The organism is Acutalibacter sp. JLR.KK004, from assembly GCF_036941085.1.
Lineage (GTDB): Bacteria > Bacillota > Clostridia > Oscillospirales > Acutalibacteraceae > Acutalibacter.
In genome coordinates this window covers 2,419,073-2,433,765 of the sequence record NZ_JAYMNQ010000001.1, presented here as the reverse complement: position 1 = coordinate 2,433,765, position 14,693 = coordinate 2,419,073, and the positions used below count along the sequence as shown (strand labels likewise).

General features: G+C 57.6%; 11 protein-coding genes. 7 read left to right on the top strand and 4 right to left on the bottom strand.

Annotated elements, in window-relative coordinates; translation table 11 throughout:
- Window positions 1–395: 395 nt before the first annotated feature.
- From dnaB to alr, 7 genes are all read left to right on the top strand, one after another.
- Window positions 396–1,775, top strand: coding sequence for a replicative DNA helicase (dnaB, locus tag VSQ30_RS13190; protein ID WP_160641928.1), 1,380 nt, complete (start codon window positions 396–398; stop codon window positions 1,773–1,775).
- The gene (gene tilS / locus VSQ30_RS13185) at window positions 1,768–3,120 is read left to right on the top strand and encodes a tRNA lysidine(34) synthetase TilS (RefSeq protein ID WP_334464524.1); all 1,353 of its coding nucleotides are present in this window, start codon (window positions 1,768–1,770) and stop codon (window positions 3,118–3,120) included. Before dnaB ends, tilS begins: the two co-directional genes overlap by 8 nt.
- A gap of 39 nt (window positions 3,121–3,159) precedes the next feature.
- Window positions 3,160–3,696 carry a hypoxanthine phosphoribosyltransferase gene (gene hpt / locus VSQ30_RS13180; RefSeq protein ID WP_160641929.1) on the top strand — a complete coding sequence of 179 codons (537 nt, stop codon included), beginning with the start codon at window positions 3,160–3,162 and terminating at the stop codon, window positions 3,694–3,696.
- Between the two features lie 93 nt (window positions 3,697–3,789).
- Window positions 3,790–5,730, top strand: coding sequence for an ATP-dependent zinc metalloprotease FtsH (gene ftsH / locus VSQ30_RS13175; protein ID WP_502876281.1), 1,941 nt, complete (start codon window positions 3,790–3,792; stop codon window positions 5,728–5,730).
- A 311-nt stretch (window positions 5,731–6,041) separates the two neighbouring features.
- A complete protein-coding gene (locus tag VSQ30_RS13170) occupies window positions 6,042–8,027 on the top strand; it encodes a DNA gyrase/topoisomerase IV subunit B (protein ID WP_160641904.1) in 1,986 nt (661 codons plus the stop codon).
- Window positions 8,028–8,282: 255 nt separating this feature from the next.
- Complete coding sequence (locus VSQ30_RS13165) at window positions 8,283–10,514, top strand: DNA gyrase subunit A (RefSeq protein ID WP_334464520.1); 2,232 nt, start codon at window positions 8,283–8,285, stop codon at window positions 10,512–10,514.
- A gap of 264 nt (window positions 10,515–10,778) precedes the next feature.
- Window positions 10,779–11,966 (top strand): alanine racemase, encoded by a 1,188-nt coding sequence (alr, locus tag VSQ30_RS13160; RefSeq protein WP_334464519.1) that lies wholly within the window; start codon window positions 10,779–10,781, stop codon window positions 11,964–11,966.
- Between the two features lie 73 nt (window positions 11,967–12,039).
- Here alr and VSQ30_RS13155 read toward each other — a convergent pair whose 3' ends face one another.
- From VSQ30_RS13155 to VSQ30_RS13140, 4 genes are all read right to left on the bottom strand, one after another.
- Window positions 12,040–12,408, bottom strand: a complete 369-nt coding sequence (locus VSQ30_RS13155; protein ID WP_160641907.1) for a DUF2442 domain-containing protein — start codon at window positions 12,406–12,408, stop codon at window positions 12,040–12,042.
- Window positions 12,409–12,420: 12 nt separating this feature from the next.
- Entirely contained in the window at window positions 12,421–12,681 is a 261-nt protein-coding gene (locus tag VSQ30_RS13150) for a DUF4160 domain-containing protein (RefSeq protein ID WP_160641908.1), read from the bottom strand.
- A 25-nt stretch (window positions 12,682–12,706) separates the two neighbouring features.
- Window positions 12,707–13,351, bottom strand: a complete 645-nt coding sequence (locus VSQ30_RS13145) for a hypothetical protein (RefSeq protein WP_334464518.1) — start codon at window positions 13,349–13,351, stop codon at window positions 12,707–12,709.
- Between the two features lie 127 nt (window positions 13,352–13,478).
- Entirely contained in the window at window positions 13,479–14,507 is a 1,029-nt protein-coding gene (locus tag VSQ30_RS13140; RefSeq protein WP_334464516.1) for an aldo/keto reductase, read from the bottom strand.
- Between the last annotated feature and the right edge of the window lie 186 nt (window positions 14,508–14,693).

Sequence of the window (14,693 nt, the reverse complement as noted above, 5' to 3'; positions counted from 1 at the left end):
GCTGCGCGCTGGTCTGCGGAATGAGTTCGCTGCGTTACGTTGTACCGCGCTTAATGGGATGCCGCGTGCTTTGGGTTGCTCCCGGCAAGCGTGACGCTTGACCTGAGATGCGGGGAACGTGAGAGGAGAGTTTTTCAGGCGGGCCGTCGCGCACCCTGGGTGATTCCGGAGACGGCGTGTAGAAAAAGATTTACAGGGTGGGAACCGGGCGGAAATGGCTGCGGTTCCCGCTGTGCATGGTACGGCGGTTTTGGGATGGATGTTCCTGATGGGAATTGGCTGTACCCAAAGGACAGGGAAATAAATGAAGATAGTGAAATTAGTTTTAGGGTCAACCCCTTTTTTAAAAGGGGTTGTAGGGTGTGGGGCAAAGCCCCGCGACCTTGGAGGGGCGCATGGATTTTGAGACGGGATATCTGGACACACAGGCCCAGCCGGGGCTGCGGGTGCCCTTTAGCCTGGAGGCGGAGCAGAGCGTTTTAGGGGCGGTGCTGCTGGATTCCTCCTGCCTGCCGACAGTGGCGGAGATTCTGCCCAGGGCAGAGTTTTTCTACGGGGAGACGAACCGGCAGATTTATGAAACTGTGCTGGAGATGTTTACCTTAGGCCAGCCGGTGGACTTTGTGACGGTGCTGGAAAAGCTCCACGAATATGAGGGGTTCGACGAGGATACGGGGAAGGTGTATCTGGCGCAGCTTGTGCAGATTGTGCCCTCTATCAGCAACGTGGAGGCATACGCCAAAATTGTGCGGGACAAGTTCGACGTGCGCACCCTGATGCAGGCGGCAAGGCGGATTCTGGACGACGCCAGCGAAGGGGCGGAGGAGTCCTCCATTTTGCTGGACGCCGCCGAGCAGAGGATTTTCGACATCCGCCAGGGGAAAAGTACTATCGGGCTTCAGCCTGTGCGGGAAATCCTTTTAGACACCTTTGACAGGCTTGACCAGCTTAATTCCGCGGACAAGGACAAATATAAGGGGCTGCCCACAGGCATTGGGGAGCTGGACACTGTGATTACCGGGCTGAACCGCTCGGATCTGATTATTCTGGCGGCAAGGCCCGGCATGGGCAAAACCAGCTTTGGCCTGAACATTTCCCGGCATATCTCTGTGGCGGCAGGGCGGCGGGTGGCCTTCTTTTCCCTGGAAATGGGCAAGGAACAGCTTGCGGCCCGGCTGCTTTCCTCAGAGGCCCGGGTGGAGGGCAGCAAGCTGCGCACAGGGGAGCTGACAAACGAGGAATGGGCCAGGCTCATTGAGGCCGGGGACATTTTGAGCAAAGCAAACCTCTATTTTGACGACGCTCCCGGTATTACAGTGCCGGAGATGAAAGCCAAGGTGCGGCGGCTGAAAGATGTGGACATTATTATTGTGGACTATCTGCAGCTTATGAACAGCCCCAAGCGGATTGACAACCGGGTGCAGGAGATTTCAGAGATTACCAGAAGCTTAAAGCTGATGGCAAAGGATTTGAACATCCCGGTGGTGGCTATGGCGCAGCTTTCCCGGGCCAACACCCAGCGGGCCGACAAGACCCCCATGCTGTCGGATCTGCGGGACTCCGGCTCTATTGAACAGGACGCGGACATTGTGCTTTTGTTCCACAGGGAAAATTATTACCAGACCGGCATGGATGTGCCGGACGAGAACGCGGATCAGAACGAGTGCCAGATTATTGTGGCAAAAAACCGCCACGGGGAGACGAAAACCATCCTCACCCACTGGCAGGGCGAATTTATGCGCTTTACGGCCCGGGAGGTTATCCGGCATGAATAAGGCGGAAACATCCTTGCGGCAGGCCGACCCGGCCCTGCTGCCCTTACAGGGCCGGGTGGTGGCGGGCTTTTCCGGGGGGGCGGACTCTACGGCCCTGGCCCACTGGCTTTTGGGGCAGGCAGGGCGGGAAAGACTGCTGCTGGCCCATGTGAACCACGGCTTGCGGGGGGCGGAAAGCGACCGGGACGAAGCCTTTGCCCGGGACTTTGCCCGGAAGATGGGGGTGGAAATCCGGGTTTTGCAGGCGGATGTGGGGAAGCTTGCCCGGGAAAGGGGCCTGGGGCTGGAGGAATGCGGCCGCCAGGTCCGGTATGCTTTTTTTGATTCCCTGGCCCCAGGGGCGCGGGACTGTATCTGCACCGCCCACACAGCGGACGACAACGCGGAAACATTGCTTTTGCACCTGTGCCGGGGGGCTTCCCTCGCCGGGCTGTGCGGCATACCCAAAAGGCGGGGGAAGGTTATCCGGCCCCTTTTGGGAGTGAGCCGCCGGGAGGTGGAGGCGTACTGCGAAAGGCATGGCCTGAGATTTGTGACGGACAGCAGCAACCTCTCACTGGACTATGCCCGCAACCGGGTGCGGCGCCAGGCGGTGCCTGTTTTGAAGGAACTGAACCCCCGGTTCCTGGAGGCCTGCGGCAGGGCCATGGAGCAGCTTTCCCTGGACAGGGACTTTCTGGAGGGGGAGGCCGCAAGGCTTTTGGAGGAAGCCAGAAGGCCTTTCGGGCTGTGCTGCGAGGCTTTGCTTTGCGCCCATGAGAGCCTGAGAAGCCGGGCGCTGCGGCAGTATCTCACAGCGGCAGGGTGCCATGACCTGGAGGAAAAGCATGTGGCCCTGGCGGAAAAGCTGCTTGCCTGTGACGGAGGGCTTTCCCTGCCCGGGGGCGTGCAGGCCCAAAGCGGGCTGGGGCTTTTTTTTGCGGGGGATTTGGCAGGGACGGAGGGCTTTTTCCTGCCCGCGGGACTGGGGAAAACCCTGCTGCCCGGGGGGAAAGGGCTGGTTCTCACAAAAATTTCCGGCGAAAACAGCCAAAACAGCGGAAAAATTCAAAATTTGTTATTCAAAAACGGGCTGGACTATGCTACAATATACCCTAAAGGCCAGGCCGGGCAGCTTTTCGTGCGCACCAGAAAGCCGGGGGACAGGTTTTCCCCCAGGGGCCGGGGGCTTTCCAAGCCCTTGAAGCAGGTGCTGCGGGAAAAGGGCGTGCCGCCCTGGGCCAGGGACAGGGTTCTTTTGCTGGAGCTTTCCGGGCAGATCGTTTTCTGCGAGGGAATAGGCCCGGCGGAGGGCTTTGGGGCAGAAAGAGGAAAAGACGCGCTGATGGTTACTGTTAAGGCGTGACGGGAAAAGGGGAGAGGGAAAATGAAGGAAAAACTGGAAATGCTGGAGGATATTGAGGACGTATTGTTTACCGAGCGGCAGATCGCCGTGATGGTGGAGCGCATCGGCCAGGAGATCAGCCGGGACTATAAGGGCAAAAACCTGTTGCTGATAAGCGTTTTAAAAGGCTCTGTGGTGTTCATGGCGGACTTGATGCGGTCGATTTCCATCCCGGCCCGCATTGACTTTATGGCAGTGTCCAGTTATGGCTCCGGCGTGAAAACCTCTGGGGTGGTAAAAATTAACATGGATTTGAACTTGCCCTTGGAGGGGTATGATATTGTTGTGGTGGAGGACATTCTGGACAGCGGCAAAACCCTGCACTACCTGATGGAACTGCTGGAAGGCCGGAACCCCAACAGCATCCGGGTATGCACCCTCTTCGACAAGCCCGACCGCCGGGAGGTGGACGTGCAGGCAAGCTATGTGGGTTCGGTGATACCCGACGCCTTTATTGTGGGCTACGGGCTGGATTACGCGGAAAAATACCGCAACCTGCCTTTTGTGGGGGTTTTAAAACCCCAGGTGTACGAATAAGGCAGGGGGCATATTATATAGAAACATGTGCAATGAAAGTTTAGTAACTTAGGAGGACGAGCTTTGGACGGTAACAAGAGAAGGCTGCGCAACATGCTGCTGTACGCGGGGATTCCGGTGGTGGTACTCTTTATCATCTTCTTCCTGTTCAGAAACAGCGGGAGCCAGCAGGAAACCTACAAGTATTCCGACATTCTGGATCTCTTTGAGAGGGGGCAGGTGGCGAAGTACCAGTTGAACCTGGGCACTGGGGAGATGCTTTTGACCCTGGAGGGAAACAATCCCACCAAGGTGGGCTTTGCTTTGCCCAGCGTGGATCTGTTCTACCGGGACGCCAGCGACGACATTGCCGCCTATAACGCGGCCCACCCGGACAAGAAGATGGTGCAGGACATTATCCGCCCGGCGGAAACAAGCTGGCTGATAAGCCTTCTGCCCACCCTGCTGCTGTTCGGCGCGCTGATTTTCTTCTGGGTGTTCATGATGCGGCACCTGGGGGGCATGGGCGGCGGCGACAAGCAGATGAACTTCGGCAAGGCCAAGGTCAAGCAGATGAGCGACGAGAAGCGCAAGACCACCTTTGCCGACGTGGCCGGGGCCGACGAGGAAAAGGAAGAGCTTAGGGAAATCGTGGAGTTTTTGAAGAACCCTGCAAAGTATAACACCCTGGGGGCGCGGATCCCCAAGGGCGTGCTGCTGGTTGGCCCTCCGGGCACAGGCAAAACCCTGCTGGCCCGGGCTGTGGCAGGGGAGGCAGGGGTTCCCTTCTTCTCCATTTCCGGCTCTGACTTTGTGGAAATGTTCGTGGGCGTGGGCGCTTCCCGCGTCCGTGACCTGTTTGACAAGGCCAAGAAGAACCGGCCCTGCATTATCTTCATTGACGAGATTGACGCGGTAGGCCGCCAGCGGGGCGCGGGCCTGGGCGGCGGTCATGACGAGCGGGAGCAGACTTTGAACCAGCTTCTGGTGGAGATGGACGGCTTTGGCGCCAACGAGGGCGTGATTATGATTGCCGCCACCAACCGCCCGGACATCCTGGATCCGGCCCTGATGCGGCCGGGCCGCTTTGACCGGCAGGTGATGGTAGGCTCTCCGGACATTAAGGGCCGGGAGGAGATTTTGCGGGTACACGCCAAGGGCAAGCCTCTGGCCCCGGACGTGGTGCTTTCCACCATTGCCAAGTCTACCGCTGGCTTTACAGGGGCTGATTTGGAGAACCTGTTAAATGAAGCGGCCCTCCTTTCCGCCAGGAAGAACCGCAAGGCCATTACCATGGAGGAAATTGAGGAGGCCACCATCAAGGTGGTGGTGGGCACAGAGAAAAAGAGCCGGGTGATGACGGAGAAGGAAAAGAAGCTGACCGCCTATCATGAGGCAGGCCACGCCATTGCTTCCTACTACTGCAAGACCCAGGATCCTGTACACCAGATTTCCATTATCCCCCGGGGCATGGCAGGGGGCTATACCATGCACCTGCCTACAGAGGACAGATCATATAAGAGCCGCAACGAAATGCTGGAGGAGCTGATTGTCCTTCTGGGCGGCCGGGTGGCGGAAGCCCTGGTGCTGGATGACATTTCCACCGGGGCGTCTAACGACATTGAGCGGGCCACCAAGATTGTGCGGGCTATGGTGACAAAGTATGGTATGAGCGACAAGCTTGGGCCTATCACCTATGGCCAGGACGGCTCTAACCCCTTCCTGGGCAAGGAAATGGGCCATGTGAGCAATTATTCCGAGCAGACCGCTTCGGAGATAGACGGGGAGATCCAGCGGATCATTTCCACTGCTTACCAGCAGACAGAGGAAATCCTCAAGGAGCATATGGATGAGCTGCACAGGCTGGCAGGCGTGCTGTTTGAGCAGGAAAAGCTGGACGCGGAAGCGTTTTTGGAGGTTATGTCCGGGAACCTGCTGCCCGGCGGCTCTGCCGAGCCTGCCTTGGAGGAGCCGGAGGAAGAGCCTGAGGCCCTGCCTGCCCCTGATGGGGAAGGCGGCGGGGAGGAAGGGCAAGACCCCGGGACAGGGGAGTAGGGTCTTGGGGCTTCCTTCTTGCATCCCAGCCTGGTCGGTCGCTGTGTGCCAGTGGCACACAGCGACCCTGACCCCCCAACGTGCTGCCTGCTTTTAGGTTGCCTGCTGGGCGTATGGCAGAAGGACAGGCGGGCTTTGGAAATTCCAGATTTTTTTAGGGTCAAGCCCTTTTGAAAAAGGGCTTGTAGGGTGTGGGGCGAAGCCCCGCTGGCCCGGACGGAACACCCTGAAAATAGCGGTAGGAAAACGACCTGTTGCAGAGCTTCTGGCTTTGCAGCAGGCTTTTCTTGCGGGACAGGAGGTTTACTGGCATGGCGAAAAAACCAGCCTATGGCAACGACAGCATACAGAGCCTGAAGGGGGCAGACCGGGTGCGGCTGCGCCCCGCGGTGATTTTCGGCTCGGACGGCATTGACGGGTGCCAGCACTCGGTGTTTGAAATTCTCTCCAACGCCATTGACGAGGCCCGGCAGGGCTATGGCTCGGAGATTACGGTTACCCGGTTTCTGGACTATGGGGTGCAGATTGAGGATCATGGCCGGGGCATCCCGGTGGACTATAACAAGAAAGAGGAAAAGTATAACTGGGAGCTGGTGTTCTGCGAGCTGTATGCCGGGGGAAAATATAACAACAACGACGACGGGGGGAACTATGACTTTTCGTTGGGGCTAAACGGCCTGGGGCTGTGCGCCACCCAGTATGCCTCGGAATATATGGACGCGGACATCCGCTATGACGGCTTCCGCTATACCCTCCACTTTGAAAAGGGCGAGAATGTGGGGGGGCTGCAGAAGGAGCCTTACAAGAAGAAGGACACAGGATCCATTATCAGATGGAAGCCGGATTTGCAGGTGTTTACAGACATTAACATTTCCGCCGACTATTATAGGGACATTTTAAAGCGGCAGGCTGTAGTGAACGCCGGGGTTACCTTCCATTTCCGCAATGAGACAGCCCCCGGGGTGTTTGAGGAGACGGATTTCTGCTATGAAAACGGCATTTTAGACCATGCCCGGGAGCTGCTGGGAGACAACGGCCTGACCCAGGTGCAGCTTTGGCAAAGCGAGAAAAAGGTGCGGGACAGGGAGGACATGCCCCTGTACAACACGAAAATCAACGTGGCGGCGGCCTTTTCCAACCAGGTGCATGTGACGGAATATTACCACAACTCAAGCTGGCTGGAGCACGGGGGCGTGCCGGACAAGGCGGTGCGCAACGCTTTTGTGTACCAGATTGACGCTTATTTGAAGCAGAACGGCAAGTATAACAAAAGCGAGGGGAAGATTACCTACCAGGACGTGGAGGACTGCCTGGTGATTGTAATTTCTTCCTTCTCCACCCAGACCTCCTATGAGAACCAGACCAAGAAGGCTATTACCAACAAGGGCATTCAGGAGGCTATGGTGGAGATGCTGCGGCACAATCTGGAGGTTTATTTCATTGAGAACCCCCTGGACGCGGAGAAGATTTGCAGCCAGGTGCTGATTAACAAGCGCAGCCGGGAGGACGCGGAAAAGACCAGGCTGAACATCAAGAGCAAGCTGACCGGCAAGATGGACATTACCGGGCGGGTGGCGAAGTTTGTGGACTGCCGCTCGAAGGACGTGCATGAGCGGGAGCTTTTCATTGTGGAGGGCGACTCGGCCTTAGGCTCTGTGAAGCAGGCCAGGGACTCCAACTTTCAGGCCATTATGCCTATCAGGGGGAAAATCCTCAACTGCCTGAAGGCAGACTATGACAGGATTTTTAAAAGCGAGATTATTACAGACCTGATTAAGGTGCTGGGCTGCGGGGTGCAGGTGAAATCCAAGGCCAACAAGAACCTGGGGGTGTTCGACATGGACAGCCTGCGGTGGTCCAAGGTGATTATCTGCACGGACGCGGATGTGGACGGCTTCCAGATCCGCACCCTGGTGCTGACCATGCTCTACAGGCTGACCCCGGCGCTGATTGAGGCGGGGAAGGTGTATATTGTGGAGTCGCCCCTATATGAGATTACCGCCAAGGACGAGACGTATTTTGCCTATGACGAGCAGGAGAAGGCACAGTTTTTGAAGAAGCTGGAGGGGAAAAAGGTGGTTATCCAGCGCAGCAAGGGCCTGGGCGAGAACGAGCCGGACATGATGAGCCTGACCACCATGAACCCCGCAACCCGGCGGCTGATTAAGGTGAACCCCGGGGAGGCGGCCTATACGGCCCAGATGTTTGACATGCTGCTGGGCAATGATTTGGACGGGCGCAAGGAGTATATTGAGCGGCACGGGGCGGAGTATTTGGATGATTTGGATGTGAGCTGAAGCGCCGCCCGCAAACGCGGGGACGAAGCCCACGCCTGCGCGGCCTTGGGCCGCGGCAGCGGCGGTTCCGGAGGAACCGCCGGTTTGCGGGCGGGGCTGGAGGCGCGCTGGGGGGTTCAATATATGGCGCCAGCCCCAGAAAGGTTTTTGAAGATTTTTTAGGAAAGTTGCCAAAGGCAATCTTTTGAACTTCTTTCCTTAAAAAAGTTTCTTAAAGCGGGTTTGGGCGGCAGCCCAACCCAAAGGAGGAAGAAGATGGCAGGAAAGAGAGAGAAAAAGCAGCCTAAAGCGCCGAAGGCAAAGGGGTATATTGCCGGGGCGGGGGAGATTGTGGAGCAGGACGTGGGGGAAACCCTGCGGAAAAACTTTATGCCCTACGCCATGAGCGTGATTTTAAGCCGGGCCATCCCGGAGATTGACGGGTTTAAGCCCTCCCACCGGAAGATTTTATACACCATGTATAAGATGGGGCTTTTGGGGCCGGGCCGGAAAAAAAGCGCCACCATTGTGGGCGAGGTGATGAAGCTGAACCCCCACGGGGACACCGCCATTTACGACACCATGGTGCGGCTTTCCCGGGGCTATGAAGCGCTTTTGCACCCCTTTGTGGACTCCAAGGGAAACTTTGGCAAGTTTTATTCCCGGGACATGGCCTGGGCCGCCCCCCGGTATACAGAGGCAAGGTTGGACGATGTGAGCCGCGAGCTTTTCAAGGACATTGACCGGGACACTGTGGATTTTGTGGACAACTATGACAGCACCATGCAGGAGCCTGTGCTGCTGCCTGTGGGGTTCCCCACAGTGCTGGTGAACGCCAACACAGGCATTGCTGTGGGCATGGCCAGCAACATCTGCCCCTTTAACCTTACGGAGGTGTGCAAAACCGCCATTGCCCTGCTGCGGGATCCCCAGGCGGACTTGTTTGAAACCCTGCAGGCCCCGGATTTCCCCGGGGGCGGGCTGCTGGTGTTTGACAAGGCCCAGATGGAGAAAATCTATGAGACGGGCCGGGGCAGCTTTAAGGTGCGCAGCCGCTATGCCTATGACAAGGGGCAGAACTGCATTGACGTGACCCAGATTCCCCCCACCGCCACCATTGAGGTGATTGTGGAGAAGGTGGTGGAGCTGGTGAAGCAGGGGAAGCTCAAGGAGATTGGGGACATCCGGGACGAAAGCGACCTGGAGGGTTTGAAGATTACCATAGACCTGAAAAGGGGGACGGATCCGGACAAGCTGATGGCAAAGCTTTACAAGATGACGGCTTTGGAGGACAGCTTTGCCTGCAACTTTAACGTGCTGATTGCCGGCGCTCCCAGGGTGCTGGGGGTGCGCGCCCTTTTGGAGGAATGGACAGCCTTCCGGGTGGAATGCGTGCGCAGGCGCACCCACTTTGACCTGCGGAAGAAAAAGGAAAAGCTGCACCTGCTTTTGGGATTGCAGGCCATTTTGCTGGACATTGACAAGGCCATCCGAATTGTGCGGGAGACGGAGGAGGAGGCCGAGGTGGTGCCCAACCTGATGATAGGTTTTGGCATTGACCAGATGCAGGCGGAATATGTGGCGGAAATCCGTCTGCGCCACCTGAACCGGGAATATATTTTAAAGCGCACAGAGGAAACCAGCCAGCTTGAAAAGGACATTCAGGAGCTGGAAGGGATTTTAGGCTCGAAAACCAAGGTGAGGAACATTATCATCGCGGAACTGACGGAAATCGCCAAAAAATACGGCAAGCCCCGGCGCACCATGCTGCTGTACGCAGACGAGGTGGAGGAGGCGGAAATTTCCGAGGAAATACCCGATTACCCGGTACACCTGTTTTTCACCCAGGAGGGGTATTTCAAGAAGATTACGCCCCAATCTTTGCGCATGAGCGGGGAGCAGAAGCTGAAGGAGGGGGACGCTATTGCCCGGCAGGTGGAGTCAAGCAACGCCGCGGAGCTGCTGTTCTTCTCTGACAAGGCCCAGGTGTATAAGCTGCGGGCCTCTGACTTCGACGACACCAAGGCCAGCGTCCTGGGGGATTACATTCCGGCAAAGGCCCAGATGGACGAGGGGGAGCGCGCTGCCGCCATGGTGGTGACAAAGGATTACAGCGGCTTTGTGCTGTTTGTGTTTGAAAACGGCAAGGCCGCCAAGGTGGAGCTTTCCGCCTATCAGACCAAGACAAACCGCAGGAAGCTTTTAAACGCTTACTCGGATAAGTCCCCGCTGGTGTGCGCGCTGTATCTCCCGGAGGACAGGGAGGTGCTGATGACCGCCTCTTCCGGCAGGATGCTTTTGTTCCACACGGGGCTTATTGCTTCCAAGACCACCAAGAACACCCAGGGCGTCCAGGCCATGAACCTGAAAAAGGGCCAGCGGGTGCTTTCCTGCGCCCCCTTTGCGGAGGGGGATTTGCAGAACCCCGGCCGCTACCGGAAGAAGCTGCCCGCTTTGGGGGCGCTGCCCGACGGGGAGGAAACCGGCGGGGAACAGCTTAGCATGTGAGGCCTTGGGGCTTTGCCCCAAACCCCACAAACCTTTTAAAAAAAGGTTTGATCCAAAAACTAACGTGCAAAATGGCGTGGACGGCGTGGGACTCGGTGATGAGGTTTGTCTCATTACATTCCAGGGCGGCTATTCAAAGAGAGCGTCCAAAAGATATCCATAAGATATAGTATAAAAAATCAGTTTTAGGCTCAAGCCCTTTTTCAAAAGGGCTTGCAAGGTTCGGAACGGAGTTCCGAGGTCTTAGGAGGGCGGTTGAAGGCTATGAAGGAGATACTCAGGCGGACGTGGGCGGAGATTGATTTGGACGCGCTGGCGGCGGATTTCCAGGCAGTGCGGGCCTGCGCCGGGGAAGGCGCCCAGCTTTGCTGCGTGATTAAGGCCGACGCTTACGGACACGGGGCGGTGCGCATGGCCCGGGAGTTTGAAGCCCTGGGGGCGGACTGGTTTGCCGTTTCCAACATGGAGGAGGCTTTGCAGCTTCGCAACAGCGGGATTAAAAAGCCGGTGCTGGTGCTGGGGTTCACCCCGGCGGAGGAGGCCGGGGCCTTGGCCCGGTTTGACATTTCCCAGTGCGTGTTCTCCCTGGACTATGCCAGGGAGCTGTCGCTGTATGCCCAGCGGGCCGGGGCTGTGGTGAAAATCCACATTAAGGTGGACACAGGCATGGGGCGGCTGGGGTTCTGCTATCAGGATTTTCAGCGGGACAGCGGCGCTGTGGCGGAGATTAAAGAGGCCTGCACCCTGCCGGGGCTGTATCCCCAGGGAGCCTTCACCCACTTTGCCTCCGCCGACGAGGGGGCGGGGGGCGACGCCTTTACCATGCGGCAGTTTGGCTGCTTTAAGGAACTGCTGGAAGCCCTTCTGCGGGAGGGGGTTTCCTTTGATCTGCGCCACTGCGCCAACTCCGGGGCTGTTTTGGACTATCCCCTTTCCCATTTGGACATGGTGCGGGCAGGGGTGATTCTTTATGGCTTGTACCCCTCCGGGGAGGTGCGCAGGCGGCCTGCCCTTAAGCCGGTGCTGTCCTTGCGGTCGGTGGTGTCCCATGTGAAAACCGTGTATCCCGGGGCCACTGTCAGCTATGGCCGGGATTTTACGGCGGACAAGGAGCTGCGGGCCGCCACCATCCCTGTGGGCTATGCCGACGGCTATCCCAGGCTTTTGTCTTCCGGCGGGGCGCAGGTGCTCATTCGCGGCGTGCGGTGCCCTATTTTAGGGCGGATCTGCATGGATCAGATGGTGGCGGATGTTTCCGCCCTGCCCTCTGTGAAGCCCGGGGACATTGTCACCCTTATTGGGCGGGACGGGGACGGCGCCGTGACGGCTGAGGACCTGGCCGCATGGGAGGGCACTATCAATTACGAGGTGGTGTGCGCCCTGTCCAAGCGGGTGCCCCGGGTGTACATAAAGGGCGGGAAGATTGACAGCGTGTATAACCAGCTTGTGTAGAAGCTTGTTGAAGCGCAAAACCCCCGGCAGCCGGAAGGCTGCCGGGGGCAGTTGTTTTGTGGGGATGTTCTCTTCAGATGGGCTGGCTGTCCATGTAGCAGGCATCCGGGCATAACTCCACCTTGTTTGACCATACCTTTTCACTGTCAATTTCCGGGTTGATATCCCAGGCGATGCAGTGCTCGCTATCCACATAGACCTTCTTGAACCGTTCCAGATCCAGGAATGGGGCAAAGACAGTTCCAGGCTTTAAAAAAGGCTTGCAGTCCAGAAGGCGGGTTTCCTGGCTGTCAAAGGATATGGTGAGGGAAAAATCATCGTTGGCCTTGACTGCGGCAATGCGTTTCCGCCCACTGGCAAAGTATTCTGCGCTTCGGCGGTCAAAACCTCTATCCAGGTATTCTTCTACCCTTTTGGAAAAAGCAGCGTCAGTATGCGCCATAAAAGCACCTCCTCAGCGTAAAGGCTCAATGGGGAACAGTTCCTGCTGCTTTTCTGCCAGAAGCCAGTTTTCCATCAGTTCTTCCTGGTGGAACGCGGCCCAGCCCAGCAGCATTTTTAACTGCTTGTTTGGAAGCCCGCCCTCTATAGCTTCTAAATCCCGAATGGAGACGATGACCTCCTGTCCGCCATAGGTGGCATGGAAGTGGGGAGGCTGGTGTTCCCGCCAATTGATATAGATTTTAATGCCTCGGAACATGCAGATTGTGGGCATAGAATTCCTCCTTTTTGGGGTTGCCTTAACTATATGTACCCATAAGCAGTTTTACCAGGTGGACGGCGCTGCCGCCGGCGGCTTCGATGCCCCGGGTGCAGCGGTTGCAGGTGGTGACGGTGAGGGGGCAGGTGTACTTTTCGCGCTGCTCTTTCATCAGGGGGATTTGGGCTTCCTCTGGGATTTGCCACAGGGGGATGCCTGGATATTTTGCCAGCAGGGCAATGTTTTCCGCCTTCTTCGGCTCAAAGTGCAGGTTGCCGCAATAGACAGATTTTTCCCGGTTTTCCGCCATTTCCACAATTTGCACGCCCATTTTCTGGAGCAGGCTCCGGGCTGCGTCCGCGATTTCCGGGTGCTCCCTGTCCCGCCAGCAGTCCTGGACGTTTACGGTGAGGGCGCTGTAATCGGGGAAGGGGAAGTCTGGCAGGGCGTCCAGGTACACGAACAGGTTCTGGGTGGAGGGGCGGTTTGTTTCCCGGGCCTCCAGGGTTTCCCGGCAGGCCTGGCAGAAATAGACGGCAATAGTTTCCTCTGTCACCGGGGTTTTGTCCACCCGGCAGCAGCCCGCCGCGGGCATGGTTTTTGTAAGATAGGTCCGCAGGCGCTTGGCGGCTTCAGGGCTGGCTTTGGTGAAGTTGCAGCTTGGGAAATAGATGAGGTTTGACATGGGGCGCCTCCTTGTATGGGTGGTTGGGGGGGGGCGGGCCGCCGTGCCCCTGGCATGGCGGCGGCGCGGCAGCGCCGGAGGGCTTGCCGTGTCCTTTGGCAAGCCCTTGCCCGGCCCAAGCTGGCGGTTAGATGGCAGTTTTGCCGGAGAGGATGTCCTTGTAGTCTGTGAGGTTCTGCTTTAAGAGAGTGGGGGTGTCCAGGCCGTAGGGGCACTTTGATTTGCACTGGCCGCACTCCAGGCAGTCTTCCACCTTCATCATCATGGCCTGGGACTCCGGGGTGAGCCAGTTTGCGGAGGGGCTGCGGCGGATGAGCTGGCTCATACGGGCGCACTGGTTGATGGTGATGCCCACAGGGCAGGGCATACAGTATCCGCAGGCCCGGCAGAAGTTGCCGATAAGCTCTTTGCGGTCTTTGTCGATGACGGCCTTGATGGCGGGATCATCCATGGAAGGCGGGTTTTCCATATAGCTGATAAACTCGTCCAGCTCGTTTTCCCGCTGCACCCCCCAGATGGGCAGGGTGTTGTCAAACTGGGCCTGCCAGGCGTAAGCGGCGGCAGAGTTGGTGATAAGCCCGCCGGAAAGGCCCTTCATGCAGATGAAGCCCACGTTTTTCTCCTTGCACAGGTTTACTAAGGCGATATCCTTGTCTGTGGCAAGGTAGCAGAAGGGGAACTGGAGGGTATCGTACAGGCCGGACTCCACAGCCTCCTGGGCCACATGGAGCCGGTGGTTGGTAAGGCCGATGAAACGGATTTTCCCCTGGGCTTTGGCCTCCAGCATGGCCTCATAGAGTCCTGTGCCGTCTCCGGGCTTGGGGCAGAAGGAGGGGTTATGGAACTGGTAGATGTCGATATAGTCGGTTTTCAGAAGGCGCAGGCTGGTTTCCAGATCCTTCCAGAAGCCTTCCACAGTAGTGGAGGGGGTCTTGGTGGCGATTACGATTTTGTCCCGGACATCGGCCAGGGCCAGGCCCATTTTCTCCTCGCTGTCGCTGTAAGAACGGGCGGTGTCGAAGAAGGTGATGCCCGCGTCATAGGCTTTGCGCAGGAGCTTCCCCGCATAGTCCGGGCTTACCCGCTGGATGGGCAGGGCGCCGAAGGCATTTTTGTTGGACACAATCCCAGTGCGTCCCAATGTAACAGTTGACATACAAATCACCATGTGATACAGAATTCGCACAAAGAGCCATGAAAACGCGGCTTTTTGTGCCCGGTATCGTTCCTTTCTTCAGTATTTTTCACACTATCATTTTCTGAAAGTGTTCTTACCTTATATTATCGCCTGTACGGGGGGTTAAGTCAAGCCCTCTTTGCAAAGGAAAAGGGCGGCGCCGGA

Coding starts and splice junctions, on each gene's coding strand:
- dnaB (WP_160641928.1), top strand. CDS start 396: ATGGATTTTGAGACGGGATATCTGGACACACAGGCCCAGCCGGGGCTG.
- tilS (WP_334464524.1), top strand. CDS start 1,768: ATGAATAAGGCGGAAACATCCTTGCGGCAGGCCGACCCGGCCCTGCTG.
- hpt (WP_160641929.1), top strand. CDS start 3,160: ATGCTGGAGGATATTGAGGACGTATTGTTTACCGAGCGGCAGATCGCC.
- ftsH (WP_502876281.1), top strand. CDS start 3,790: ATGCTGCTGTACGCGGGGATTCCGGTGGTGGTACTCTTTATCATCTTC.
- VSQ30_RS13170 (WP_160641904.1), top strand. CDS start 6,042: ATGGCGAAAAAACCAGCCTATGGCAACGACAGCATACAGAGCCTGAAG.
- VSQ30_RS13165 (WP_334464520.1), top strand. CDS start 8,283: ATGGCAGGAAAGAGAGAGAAAAAGCAGCCTAAAGCGCCGAAGGCAAAG.
- alr (WP_334464519.1), top strand. CDS start 10,779: ATGAAGGAGATACTCAGGCGGACGTGGGCGGAGATTGATTTGGACGCG.
- VSQ30_RS13155 (WP_160641907.1), bottom strand. CDS start 12,408: ATGGCGCATACTGACGCTGCTTTTTCCAAAAGGGTAGAAGAATACCTG.
- VSQ30_RS13150 (WP_160641908.1), bottom strand. CDS start 12,681: ATGCCCACAATCTGCATGTTCCGAGGCATTAAAATCTATATCAATTGG.
- VSQ30_RS13145 (WP_334464518.1), bottom strand. CDS start 13,351: ATGTCAAACCTCATCTATTTCCCAAGCTGCAACTTCACCAAAGCCAGC.
- VSQ30_RS13140 (WP_334464516.1), bottom strand. CDS start 14,507: ATGTCAACTGTTACATTGGGACGCACTGGGATTGTGTCCAACAAAAAT.